Source organism: Ramlibacter sp. 2FC (genome assembly GCF_005503345.1).
Taxonomy (GTDB): domain Bacteria; phylum Pseudomonadota; class Gammaproteobacteria; order Burkholderiales; family Burkholderiaceae_C; genus SCMQ01.
This window is the reverse complement of the sequence record NZ_SCMM01000024.1, coordinates 39,344-51,606: the sequence shown is the minus strand read 5'-3', so window position 1 is coordinate 51,606 and position 12,263 is coordinate 39,344. Positions and strand designations below refer to the sequence as shown.

General features: G+C 69.6%; 11 protein-coding genes. 7 read left to right on the top strand and 4 right to left on the bottom strand.

Features of this window, described 5'->3' with window-relative positions:
* The first annotated feature begins 7 nt into the window (after window positions 1-7).
* From FFS10_RS12215 to FFS10_RS12195, 5 genes are read left to right on the top strand one after another with little or no spacing between them, the layout of a single operon-like run.
* Window positions 8-1,930, top strand: coding sequence for an acyl-CoA synthetase (locus FFS10_RS12215; protein ID WP_137894745.1), 1,923 nt, complete (start codon window positions 8-10; stop codon window positions 1,928-1,930).
* A 39-nt stretch (window positions 1,931-1,969) separates the two neighbouring features.
* Window positions 1,970-2,971, top strand: a complete 1,002-nt coding sequence (locus FFS10_RS12210; protein ID WP_137894744.1) for a Bug family tripartite tricarboxylate transporter substrate binding protein — start codon at window positions 1,970-1,972, stop codon at window positions 2,969-2,971.
* A 34-nt stretch (window positions 2,972-3,005) separates the two neighbouring features.
* Window positions 3,006-3,977, top strand: coding sequence for an NAD(P)H-dependent flavin oxidoreductase (locus FFS10_RS12205; RefSeq protein ID WP_137894743.1), 972 nt, complete (start codon window positions 3,006-3,008; stop codon window positions 3,975-3,977).
* Between the two features lie 24 nt (window positions 3,978-4,001).
* On the top strand, window positions 4,002-4,751 hold the full coding sequence (locus FFS10_RS12200; RefSeq protein ID WP_137894742.1) for an electron transfer flavoprotein subunit beta/FixA family protein: 750 nt from the start codon (window positions 4,002-4,004) through the stop codon (window positions 4,749-4,751).
* A 2-nt stretch (window positions 4,752-4,753) separates the two neighbouring features.
* On the top strand, window positions 4,754-5,686 hold the full coding sequence (locus FFS10_RS12195) for an electron transfer flavoprotein subunit alpha/FixB family protein (protein WP_137894741.1): 933 nt from the start codon (window positions 4,754-4,756) through the stop codon (window positions 5,684-5,686).
* Between the two features lie 6 nt (window positions 5,687-5,692).
* On the opposite strand, the gene FFS10_RS12190 is transcribed toward FFS10_RS12195, so the two are convergent.
* The 3 genes from FFS10_RS12190 to FFS10_RS12180 are packed head-to-tail and all read right to left on the bottom strand — an operon-like array spanning window position 5,693 to window position 8,113.
* A complete protein-coding gene (locus FFS10_RS12190) occupies window positions 5,693-6,790 on the bottom strand; it encodes a WD40/YVTN/BNR-like repeat-containing protein (RefSeq protein ID WP_137894740.1) in 1,098 nt (365 codons plus the stop codon).
* A gap of 41 nt (window positions 6,791-6,831) precedes the next feature.
* The gene (locus FFS10_RS12185; protein ID WP_137894739.1) at window positions 6,832-7,104 is read right to left on the bottom strand and encodes a MoaD/ThiS family protein; all 273 of its coding nucleotides are present in this window, start codon (window positions 7,102-7,104) and stop codon (window positions 6,832-6,834) included.
* Window positions 7,105-7,162: 58 nt separating this feature from the next.
* Complete coding sequence (locus tag FFS10_RS12180; protein WP_171016104.1) at window positions 7,163-8,113, bottom strand: LysR family transcriptional regulator; 951 nt, start codon at window positions 8,111-8,113, stop codon at window positions 7,163-7,165.
* Window positions 8,114-8,200: 87 nt separating this feature from the next.
* Here FFS10_RS12180 and aptA point away from each other — a divergent pair, with 87 nt between their 5' ends.
* Both aptA and FFS10_RS12170 read left to right on the top strand, forming a co-directional pair.
* Window positions 8,201-9,562, top strand: a complete 1,362-nt coding sequence (gene aptA / locus FFS10_RS12175) for an omega-aminotransferase AptA (RefSeq protein WP_137894738.1) — start codon at window positions 8,201-8,203, stop codon at window positions 9,560-9,562.
* Window positions 9,563-9,587: 25 nt separating this feature from the next.
* Window positions 9,588-11,105: a CoA-acylating methylmalonate-semialdehyde dehydrogenase gene (locus FFS10_RS12170; RefSeq protein ID WP_137894737.1), complete on the top strand. Its 1,518-nt coding sequence runs from the start codon at window positions 9,588-9,590 to the stop codon at window positions 11,103-11,105.
* 129 nt (window positions 11,106-11,234) lie between these two features.
* On the opposite strand, the gene FFS10_RS12165 is transcribed toward FFS10_RS12170, so the two are convergent.
* Complete coding sequence (locus FFS10_RS12165) at window positions 11,235-12,047, bottom strand: FadR/GntR family transcriptional regulator (protein ID WP_137894736.1); 813 nt, start codon at window positions 12,045-12,047, stop codon at window positions 11,235-11,237.
* Window positions 12,048-12,263: the final 216 nt, after the last annotated feature.

The window sequence follows — 12,263 nt, the reverse complement described above, 5'->3', positions numbered from 1 at the left end:
ACAAGGCATGCCCGCTATCCATCCCCCGTTCGCCCCGGCGTTCGCTATCCGCAGCCTGGAGGACATCCGTCGCCTCGAGCAGCGGCCTCTCGCCGAGGCCCTGCCGGTGCACAGCACCTACGAGATCTTCCGCAACGCGGCCCAGGCCTTCGGCGACAAGACCGCACTGAGCTTCCTGCCGAGTGTCGACCCGGCCGACCCGGCAGGCACGCCGGTCCGCTGGACCTACGCCGAGTTGCTGGCCGGCATCCACCAGGCCGCCAACGCGCTGCACCGCCTCGGTGTCGGGCCGCAGGATGCGGTCGCGGTGCTGCTGCCTGGCTGCCTCGAGTACCACCTCGCGCTCTGGGGCGGCGAGGCGGCCGGCATCGTGCAGCCGCTCAACCCGCTGCTGAGCGAGGAAAAACTGGCCGCGCTGATGCGGGCTGCGCGGGCCAAGGTGCTGATTGCCTGGGGCGCGGACGAGGATGCGGGCTACTGGTCCAAGGCCCTGCGCCTGCGCGGCCAGGTGCCGTCGCTAGGCACGCTGCTGCGCGTTGCGCCGCACGATGAGCTGCCGGGGGCCGCGCCCGCCCTGCCCGAGGGCGTGGCCGACTTCAAGGCCTTGCGCGAGCGCGAGCCGGCCGACCGGTTGATCAGCGGCCGCGAGATCGCGCCGGCCGACATCGCGGCCTATTTCCATACCGGCGGCACCACGGGCGCGCCCAAGCTGGCGCGCCACAGCCATGGCGCCCAGGTCTTCACGGCCTGGGCCAGCGTGCAGCTGCAGGGCCTGAGCGACAGCGACATCACGATCAACGGCTACCCGCTGTTCCATGTGGCCGGCGTGCTGCCGGCCTCGCTGGCCGCGCTCTCGGCCGGGGCCGAGGTCATCATCCCGACCACCGGCCTGCTGCGCAACAAGGAGGTCATCGCCAACTACTGGCGCCTGGTCGAGCGCTACCGGCCGACCTCGCTGTCGGCCGTGCCCACGGTGCTGGCCGCGCTGGCCAATGTGCCGCTGGCGGGGGCCGACATCTCCTCGATCCGCTACTGCCGCACCGGCGCCGCCGTGCTGCCGCCCGAGCTGGCCGCGCGCTTCGAGCGCCTGTTCGGCCTGCATGTGCACGAGAGCCTGGGCATGACCGAGATGGCCGGCATCTCGACCATCACGCCGCCGGGCGTCGTCGGTCCGGCGGGCTGCGTGGGTTTCCGCTTGCCGTACTCCCAAGTGCGCATCGTTGCGCTGGACGCGCAGGGCAATGCAAGCGATCGCGAGCTGCCGCCCGGCGAGTCCGGCATGGTCTTGTTCAAGTCGCCCAACCTGTTCTCGGGCTTCGTCGACCCGGCCGACAACGCCCGCGCCTTCACGGCCGACGGCTGGCTCGCCACCGGCGACCTGGGCTGGCTCGACGAGCAGGGCCGGCTGCACCTGAGCGGCCGCTCCAAGGACCTGATCATCCGCAGCGGCCACAACATCGACCCCAAGGTGATCGAGGACGCGCTGGCCGCCCATCCGGCCGTGCAGCTGTGCGCGGCCGTGGGCGCGCCCGACGCCTACGCGGGTGAGCTGCCCGTGGCCTTCGCGAGCCTGAAACCGGGCGCCTCGGCCAGCGAGGCCGAGCTGCTGGCCTTCACGGCCGCGCGCGTCGACGAGGCGCCGGCCCGGCCCAAGGCTGTGACCCTGCTCGAGACCCTGCCGATGACCAATGTCGGCAAGATCTACAAACCCGAACTGCGCCTGCTGGCCGCCCGCCAGGTCGTCGAGGCGATCGTCGACGAGGTCTGCACCGGGCTGGGCCTGGACCCCGCGGCGCGCCCGCGCGTACAGGCCCAGGGCGAGAGCGCGATCCAGGTGCTGATCGACCCGGCGGCCGCGGGTCCGCTGGTGCAGCGGCTGCAGCAGGCTCTCGAGCCCCTGCCGTTCAAGACCCAGGTGGTCGTCGCGTAGCGGCCATTTCTCATCCCCACGATAGACATCAGGACAAGCATGAACACCATCTTCAACACCCGCCGTGCCTGGCTCGGTGCCCTGGCCTCGGCCCTCGCCCTGTCTACCGGCACGGCCGCCTGGGCCCAGGCCCCGGCCTTCCCGAGCAAGCCGATCCGCCTGGTCGTGCCGTTCCCGCCCGGCGGCGCCACCGACATCCTGGCGCGCCTGCTCGGCGAGAAGCTCGCACAGGCCTTCAAGCAGCCCGTCGTCGTCGAGAACAAGGCCGGCGCGGCCGGCATCATAGGCACCGACACCGTGGCCAAGGCGCAGCCCGACGGCCACACCCTGGTGCTGTCGCTGAGCAACTCGCTGCTGACCAACCAGTTCCTCTACGAGAAGCTGCCCTACGACCCGCAGCGCGACCTGGTGCGGGTCTACCAGATCGCCACCGCGCCGCTGGTGCTGGTGGTGCATCCCAGCGTGCCGGTCAAGACCGCGCCCGAGCTGCTGCAGTACGTGAAGGCCAACAAGGGCAAGCTGGCCTATGGCTCCTACGGCATAGGCGCCTACCCGCATCTGGCCGGCGCGCACATGAGCCTCACGCAGCAGGCCGAGATGAACCACATTCCCTACAAAGGCGAGGCGCCGATGATGCAGGAGCTGATCGGCGGCCAGATCCAGATGGCCTATGCCAGCGCGCTGCAGGCCAAGCCGCACCTGGAGGCCGGCAAGATCCGGGCCCTGGGCGTGACCGGCGAGCGCCGCATGGCCACGCTGCCCAACGTGCCCACGCTGGCCGAGCAGGGCCTGAAGGACGAGGCCTACCGCATCACCGGCTGGCTGGCCGTGGCGGCGCCGGCCGGCACGCCGAAGCCCGTGGTCGACCGCATCGCGGCCGAGTTGCGCGCGGCCTGCCAGCTGCCCGATGTGCGCAGCCGCATCGCCGCCATGGGTTTCGAGATCAAGGACAGCTCGCCCGAGGCTTTCGACGCGGTCTACAAGCAGGAGCTGCCGGTCTGGGAGCGCCTGATCAAGCAGTCGGGCGCCAAGCTCGAATGAGGGCGCAGGGCAGCCACAGTTTCTGGAATCCAACATGAAGACCCGTATCACCGAACTGCTGGGCATCAGCTACCCCATCGTCCAGGGCGGCATGCAATGGGTGGGCCTGGCCGAGCTGGCCGCGGCCGTCTCCAACGCCGGCGGGCTGGGCATATTGACCGCGCTGACCCAGCCCACGCCCGAGGACCTGGGGCGCGAGATCGCGCGCATGCGGAGCATGACCGACCGGCCCTTCGGCGTGAACCTGACCATGCTGCCGGCCGTCAAGCCGCCGCCCTATGCCGAGTACGCGCAGGTCATCGTCGACGGCGGCGTGAAGATCGTCGAGACCGCGGGCAACAGCCCGCGCGACTTCATCGAGAAGTTCAAGGCCCATGGCGTGACCATCGTGCACAAGTGCACCTCGGTGCGCCACGCGCTCTCGGCCGAGCGCAACGGCGTCGACGCGATCTCGATCGACGGCTTCGAATGCGCGGGCCACCCGGGCGAGGACGACGTGCCGGGCCTGGTGCTGATCCCGCTGGCCGCGCGTGCGCTCAAGATCCCGGTGATCGCCTCGGGCGGCATCGCCGACGGGCGCGGCATGGCTGCGGCGCTCGCGCTAGGTGCCGAGGGCGTCAACATGGGCACGCGCTTCCTCGCCACGCGCGAGGCGCCGGTGCACGAGAACATCAAGCAGGCCCTGGTCGGCGCGAGCGAGCGCGATACCCGCCTGATGTTCCGTCCCCTGAGGAACACGGTGCGCGTGCTGCGCAACGCGATCTCGGAAGAGGTGGTGGCGATGGAGAACCGTCCGGGCGGCGCCCTCTTCGAGGAACTGCGCCCCCTGGTGGCCGGTGCGCGCGGGCGCGCCGCCCTGCAGTCCGGCGAGGTCAACGAGGGCGTGGTCTCGGCCGGCCTGTGCATGGGCCTGATCGACGACGTGCCGAGCTGCGCCGAACTGATGGCACGCATGGTGCGCGAGTGCCGCGAGCAACTGGACCGGGCGCGCGCCTGGTGTGATTGATAACCTGGAACTGAAAGGCTGCTTATGAAAATCCTCGTCCCCGTCAAGCGCGTGGTCGACTACAACGTCAAGGTGCGCGTCAAGTCCGACGGCAGCGGCGTCGACCTGGCCAACGTCAAGATGAGCATGAACCCCTTCGACGAGATTGCCGTCGAAGAGGCCGTGCGCCTCAGAGAAAAAGGCCTGGCCACCGAGGTCATCGCCGTCTCCTGCGGCGTGGCCCAGTGCCAGGAAACCCTGCGCACCGCCATGGCCATAGGCGCCGACCGCGCCATCCTGGTCGAGACGAATGAAGAACTCCAGCCCCTGGTCGTGGCCAAGCTGCTGGCGGCCCTGGTCGAGAAGGAAAAGCCAGGCCTGGTCATCCTGGGCAAGCAGGCCATAGACGACGACGCCAACCAGACCGGCCAGATGCTGGCGGCTCTGGCCGAGCTGCCCCAGGCCACCTTCGCCTCCAAGGTGGAAGTTGCGGGCGACAAAGTCAGCGTCACGCGCGAGATCGACGGCGGCCTGGAGACCCTGTCCCTGTCCCTGCCGGCCGTGGTCACCACCGACCTGCGCCTGAACGAGCCGCGCTACGTGACCCTGCCCAACATCATGAAGGCCAAGAAGAAGCCACTGGACAGCTTCAAGCCCGAGGACCTGGGCGTCGATGTGACCCCGCGTCTGAAGACCCTCAGGGTCGCCGAACCCCCGAAGCGCGGCGCCGGCATCAAGGTGCCCGACGTCGCCACCCTGGTGGACAAGCTCAAGAACGAAGCGAAGGTGATCTGATCATGACTGCACTGGTTATTGCCGAACACGACAACGCCTCCCTCAAGGGCGCCACCCTCAACACCATCACCGCCGCCGCAGCCTGCGGCGGCGAAGTCCATGTGCTGGTCGCCGGCCACAACGCCGGCCCGGCGGCCGAAGCCGCCGCCAAGATCCAGGGCGTGGCCAAGGTGATCCACGCCGACGGCGCAGCCCTGGCCCATGGCTTGGCCGAGAACATCGCCGCCCAGGTGCTGGCCCTGGCGGGCAACTACAGCCATATCCTGTTCCCCGCCACCGCTGCCGGCAAGAACGTGGCCCCGCGCGTGGCCGCCAAGCTGGACCTGGCCCAGGTCAGCGAGATCACCAAGGTGGTCAGCCCCGACAGCTTCGAGCGCCCGATCTACGCCGGCAACGCGATTGCTACCGTGCAGAGCCTGGACGACAAGAAGCTGATCACCGTGCGCAGCACCGGCTTCGACGCTGCGGCAGCGAGCGGCGGCAATGCCGCCGTCGAGAAGGTCGAGGCCGTGGCCGCCAGCGGCAAGAGCAGCTTCATCTCGAGCGAGATCGCCAAGAGCGAGCGCCCCGAGCTCACCGCGGCCAAGATCGTGGTCTCGGGCGGAAGAGCCCTGGGCTCGGCCGAGAAGTTCAACGAAGTCATCACCCCGCTGGCCGACAAGCTGGGCGCGGCGATTGGCGCGAGCCGCGCGGCGGTCGACGCGGGCTACGCCCCGAACGACCTGCAGGTGGGCCAGACCGGCAAGATCGTGGCGCCGCAGCTCTACATCGCCTGCGGCATCTCCGGCGCGATCCAGCACCTGGCGGGCATGAAGGATTCCAAGGTGATCGTGGCGATCAACAAGGACCCGGAGGCGCCGATCTTCTCGGTGGCCGACTATGGGCTGGAGGCGGATCTGTTTGCCGCGGTGCCGGAGCTGGTCAAGGCGCTGTAAACGAAATCAGCCGACGAAGCGCACCACTGCGATCGGCGGCAGGTCGCGCGAGACGCAGTGCCAGGCCTCGCCAGCATGCACGCTGGTCCAGAGCCCGCCGGTCGTGGAGCCCATGGCCAGGGTCTGGCCGTCGTTGGCGACGTCCAGCGCGTGGCGGTAGACCAGGTGGTAGGCATGCTGCTGCGGCAGGCCGTCGCCGAACTGCTGGAAGCTGGCGCCGCCGTCGTCGGTGCGGCTGACCACCATCTGGCCGTTGACCGGAATGCGGCAGCTGTCGGCCTGGGCCGGCACGAACCAGGCGCGGCGCGGGTTGTGCGGGTCGCAGGCCACGGCGAAGCCGAAGCCCGTGGGCCGGGCCTGGGGCAGCGCGTCCCAGCGCTCGCCGCCGTCGCTGGATCGGTACAGGCCGCAATGGTGCTGCACCCACAGCACGTCGGGCTGGCTGGCGCACTGGGTCAGGCAATGCGGGTCCTGGATGTTGGGGTCCTCGGCGCGTTCGGGCGGCATGAAGTCGGCCTTCATGCCGGCCGAGGTGGCGCGCCAGCTCGCGCCGCCGTCGCGCGTCTGCCAGACGCCGCCGCAGGAGATGGCCAGCGTCAGGTGGCTTGCGTCCTGCGGGTCGACCAGCACGGTGTGGATGCCGGCATGGTCGTAGCCGCCGCCGAACCATTCGCGGCGGCGCGGGTCTTCCCACAGCGGCTGGTTCAGGGCCCAGCTGGCGCCGCCGTCCTCCGACTTGAACAGGCCGGCCGGCAGGCAGCCGGCCCAGAGCAGGCCGGGCTGGTCTGGGCCGCCCGCGGCCAGGGCCCAGATCAGGTCCACGCTCCAGGGCGTGGCGTCGTCGGCCCAGGGGCCCTGCTCGGGCTTGAGCGGGAAGGCGGGGGTGGCAATCTCCTGCCAGCTCGCGCCCTGGTCCACGCTCTTGCGCAGCTTGACGCCGAAATGGCCTAGGCGCAGCGCGGCGTACCAGGCGCCGTCGCGCGGGTCGACCAGCACCTGGGTGACCGGGTCGCCGGCGAAATGGTGGGCCACGATCTCCCAGCGCAGGCCTTCGCCGTCGATGACGAACAGGCCCTTGCGGCTGCCGACGAGCAGGGTGTGCATGCTTTTCTCCCTTCAGGGCGGGACGGCCCCTCCGACGGCGCCTAGCCGCCGGTCAGGGCCTGGATCACCAGAACCCGGTCGCCCGCGTTCAGGATCTGGTTCAAATGCCGGCGGTCCTGCACCATCTGCTGGTTGACGAAGACCGCCACATGCTGGCGCACCGCGCGCTGGTCGTCGAAGACATAGCTGGCCAACTCGGGCGGCGCCGCGCGCAGCGCCGTCTCGAGCACGGCGCGCAAGGAGCCCGGCGCGACGGACTGGGGCTCGCAGGCCACATGGCGGCGCAGGCTGGGAGCGAATTCGACGGTCACCATCGGGTCTCTTGCGAAGCGCGCGATCGGCAGGACATTCTCGTGCGCGTCGGTGCCAGCGTCAACCCGGCGCAGCGCCATGCGCCTCGAGCAGGCAGGCGTGAAAGGCCTGGGCCGCACGCGGCGGCTCGGGCGAGCGGCGCAGCACGCTGACGAACTGGCAGTGGTAGCGCAGCAGCGCCGGCCGCACGGCCTGCATCTGGCCGCGCTGCTCGAAGGCCTGGGCATAGTGGTCGGGCAGGAAGCCCAGGAAGCGCCCCGAGAGGATCAGGGTGGCGATCGCCTCCTGGTCGAAGCCGGTGGCCTTGCGCGGCAGGCGCGCGCTGTGGCTGAGCTCCATGTTGGGCGAGTGGTAGCCCAGGCCCGCGAAATGGTGGGCGCGCAAGTCCTCCCAGCCCAGGCGGCGGTGGCTGGCGCCGAACAGCGGATGGCCGGACCCGCAGTACAGCAGCATGTCCTCGTCGAACAGCGGGTCGTAGCGCAGGCTTTGCGAGGGCCGGTGCGTGGGGATGATGCCGACCTGGTAGCTGCCGTCGATCACGCCGCGCTCTATGGCCTGGATAGCGGCCACGTGCAGCTGCAGGCTCACGTCGGGCGCCCGGTCCACGAAGCGCGCGATCGCCTCGGCTATGCGGGCGCTGGGATTGCTCGCGGTCTTGTCGAACACCGCCACGTGCAGCTGGCCGCCCATGCGCGAGTGGATGTCGTCGATGCTGCTGCGAAAACCGTCGACCGCGGCGAGCAGGCGCAGCGTCTCGTCGTAGACGCGCTGGCCCTCGGTCGTCAGCGCGAAGCCCGCGCGCCCACGCCGGCACAGCACCAGGCCGAGCCGGGTTTCGAGGTCCTTCACATGGCGGCTCACGGTGGAGGTGCCGATGTTGAGCTCCAGCTCCGCCGCCGACATGCCGCCGCACTCAACCACGCTCTTGAACACCTGCAGCAGGCGCAGGTCCATGTCGCTGAGCTGGCCCAGCACGGCGCGCGAGCGGGGGGCGGGTGTTTTTACTTGCATAAAGTCTCAAGTAAAGATTGATATTCGACTATTCAAGAGATTAACAGAGCTGCGCAGAATCCAGCCGAAACCCCCAAGGAGAAACCCATGAGCTTCGCCGACCTCGAAAGTAACGCTTCCGCCGCGGCCCCCTGCCGACTCGATGCCGCCTGGCTGGACGCCCACTGGATGCCCTACACCGGCAACCGCGACTTCAAGGCCCAGCCGCGCATGATCGTGGAGGCCAGCGGCTGCTACTACACCGACGCCGAGGGCCGCAAGATCTTCGACGGCCTGTCGGGCCTGTGGTGCAGCGGCCTGGGCCATGGCCGGCGCGAGATCGGCGAGGCCGTCAGCCGCCAGGTGGCCAAGCTCGACTACGCGCCGGCCTTCCAGTTCGGCCACCCGCTGTCCTTCGAGCTGGCCAACCGGATCAAGGAGCTCACGCCCGCGGGCCTGGACTATGTGTTCTTCACCGGTTCCGGCTCCGAGGCGGCCGACACCTCGCTCAAGATGGCGCGCGCCTACTGGCGCGCCAGGGGACAGGCCGGCAAGACCCGCTTGATCGGCCGCGAGAAGGGCTACCACGGCGTGAACTTCGGCGGCATCTCGGTGGGCGGCATCGCCGCCAACCGCAAGCTCTACGGCCAGGGCGTGGAGGCCGACCACCTGCCCCACACCCAGCCGCCGCTCGGCTCGTTTCACCGCGGCATGCCGCCCACCGGCGCCGAGCTGGCCGACCGCCTGCTTGACCTGATCGCGCTGCACGACGCCTCGACCATCGCGGCCGTGATCGTCGAGCCTTTCTCGGGCTCGGCCGGCGTCGTGATCCCGCCCCTGGGCTACCTGCAGCGCCTGCGCGAGATCTGCACGGCGCACGACATCCTGCTGATCTTCGACGAGGTGATCACGGGCTTCGGCCGCTGCGGCGCGATGACCGGCGCCGAGGCCTTCGGCGTCACGCCCGACATCATGAACATCGCCAAGCAGGTGACCAACGGCGCACAGCCGCTGGGCGCGGTGGTCGCGAGCAAGGCCATCTACGAGGCCTTCATGGCCGTGGGCGGCCCCGACTACATGCTCGAGTTCCCGCATGGCTACACCTACTCGGCCCACCCGGTGGCCTGCGCGGCCGGCCTGGCCGCGCTCGACATCCTGCAGCAGGAGGACATGCCCGGGCGCGTGCGGGCGCTGGCCCCGCATTTCGAGAATGCCGTGCACAGCCTCAAGGGCAGCAGGCATGTGGCCGACATCCGCAACTACGGCCTGGCGGCCGGCATCACGATCGCCGCGCTGCCGGGCGAGCCGGCGCGCCGGCCCTACGAGATCGCCATGAACTGCTGGAAGAAGGGCTTTTACGTGCGCTACGGCGCCGACACCATCCAGATCGCGCCGCCCTTCGTCGCCGAGCCGGCCGAGATCGACCGCCTGGTCAACGCCCTGGGCGACGCCCTGGCCGAGACCGCCTGAACCCCTGACTGCGAGCACACCCGCCATGCACCAAGACCAGAATGTCACGGCCACCGTCGGCCACCTCATCGCCGGCCAGCGCGTCACTGACAGCGCGCGCACCCAGCCGGTGTTCGACCCGGCCACCGGCCTTTCGCACCGCAGCGTGGCCCTGGCCGGCAAGGCCACGGTGGAGCAGGCCATCGCCTCGGCCCAGGCGGCCTTTCCTGCCTGGCGCGCCACGCCGCCGCTCAAGCGCGCACGCGTCATGAGCCGGCTCAAAGTCCTGCTGGAAGAGCATGCCGACACCATCGCCGCCCTGATCACGGCCGAGCACGGCAAGGTGCTGGCCGACGCCCACGGCGAGCTGCAGCGCGGCATAGAGAACGTCGAATACGCGAGCTACGCGCCCGAGCTGCTCAAGGGCGAGCACAGCCGCAACGTGGGGCCGGGCATAGACTCGTGGAGCGAGTTCCAGCCACTGGGCGTGACGGCCGGCATCACGCCGTTCAACTTCCCCGCCATGGTCCCGCTGTGGATGTGGCCCATGGCCGTGGTCTGCGGCAACAGCTTCGTGCTCAAGCCCTCCGAGCGCGACCCCTCGTCGGCGCTGTTCATCGCCGAGCTGGCCCTGCAGGCCGGCCTGCCGCCCGGCGTGCTCAACGTGGTCAACGGCGACAAGGAGGCGGTGGACACGCTGCTGACCGACCCGCGCGTCAAGGCCGTGAGCTTCGTCGGCTCTACGCCGATCGCCGAGGCCGTCTACGCCACGGGCTGCGCGCACGGCAAGCGCGTGCAGGCCCTGGGCGGCGCCAAGAACCATGCCGTCGTGATGCCCGATGCCGACATCGCCAACGCGGTCAGCGCGATGATGGGCGCGGCCTACGGCTCCTGCGGCGAGCGCTGCATGGCCGTGCCGCTGGTGGTGGCGGTGGGCGAGGCCACGGCCGACGCCATGGTCGCGGGCCTTTCGGCCGAGATCGCGAAGATGAAGGTCGGCCCCGGCACCGACAACGGCAACGACATGGGTCCGCTGGTCACGAAGCCGCATTTCGAGAAGGTCAAGGGCTACGTGGACCAAGGCGTGGCCGAGGGCGCGACGCTGGTGGTCGACGGGCGCAGCATCCGCGTGCCCGGCCACGAGGAAGGCTACTACCTGGGCCCCTGCCTGTTCGACCATGTGCGGCCCGGCATGCGCATCTACCAGGAGGAGATCTTCGGCCCCGTGCTCGGCGTGGTGCGCGTGGCCTCGCTGCAGGAGGCCATGGCGCTGATCGACGCGCACGAGTACGGCAACGGCACCTGCATCTTCACGCGTGACGGCGAGGCTGCGCGCTACTTCAGCGACCACATCGAGGTCGGCATGGTCGGCGTCAACGTGCCGCTGCCGGTGCCCGTGGCCTACCACTCGTTCGGCGGCTGGAAGCGCTCGCTGTTCGGCGACCTGCACGCCTACGGCCCCGACGCGGTGCGCTTCTACACCAAGCGCAAGACCATCACCCAGCGCTGGCCCTCGGCCGGCCTGCGCGAGGGGGCGGTGTTCAGCTTCCCGTCGAGCCGCTGAGTCGCGCGGTCTTAGCGATCCACCGCATCAGGGATTGCCGCGTCGGCTCCGCCTCCTCGCAATGACGGGTTGTCACTTCACCGTCATCGCGAGCCCTGCAAAGGGCGCGGCGATCCATCTCCAACAGATCTAAGCCGCGCGCTTGCCGCCCGCGGCCGCGGGGCGGCGCAGGGTGTCGGCATCGAGGATCAGCCGCCCCTGCAGCCGCCCCTTCATGCGCTTGACGCTGCTGGCGGCGTCGGCCATGTGCTGCGCCATCAGCCGGCGCACCTTTTCCGCATCCCGCGCACGCGCGGCCTGGGTGATCTCGCGGTGGATCGCCGCGTTGGCCTCGCCGAAGCGCCGGTGCTCGGCCTGCGGCGTGCGGTTGCCGAACACGATGAGCTGGCGAATCATCTCGTTGATCAGCTCGCAGTTGAAGCGCAGGAAGGGATTGGGGTTGGCGGCGGCCAGGATGTCGTGGAAGTTCACGTCCTCGCGCCGCTGGCTCAGCAGGTCCGCGCGGCTGGATGTGGGATCGCAGCAGGCGATGCTGTGCTCCAGCGCCTCGAAGTCGGCCTCCGTCAGATGCGGCACGGCGCCGGCCGCCAGCTCCGGCTCCAGCATCTGGCGCACGGTGTAGATGTGCTCGATCGTCACCTCCTTGAAGAACAGGTAGTTCTGCAGGAACTGCAGCGTGCGATCCAGCGGCACCTCGACGATGGTGCCGCCGCCCGTGGGGCCGGTCGAGATCCTGACCAGGCCCTGCACCTCCAGCGACTTCAACGCCTCCCGGATCGTGCCCTTGCTGACCGCGAACTGCGCCTGCAGTTCGCTCTCGCGCGGCAGGCGATCGCCCGGGCTGAGGTTCTTGTCGGTGATCAGGCGCTTGATCTCCTCGGCCACGAGGTCCGAGCGCTTGAGTTGCTTGATGCCGAGGTTGTCCGGCGTCGTCGTTGCCATGGGTCTAGCTCGCTTCTGGGTCACGTTTGAGGTGCAGTATGCACTGCAAGGGGGCGGCGCTTCGGCGCCTAGGGTTTGCCCCTGGCCTATTTTTCCTATTTATCAGTATAAATAGGAGAAACAGCGTCGCGCTCACCTGGCACGCATCGTGCTGAAAGTGAACGCGTGCAGCAAGACTCCCGCCATCCGGGGGCCGACATGCAGTCCCTTTCGCCA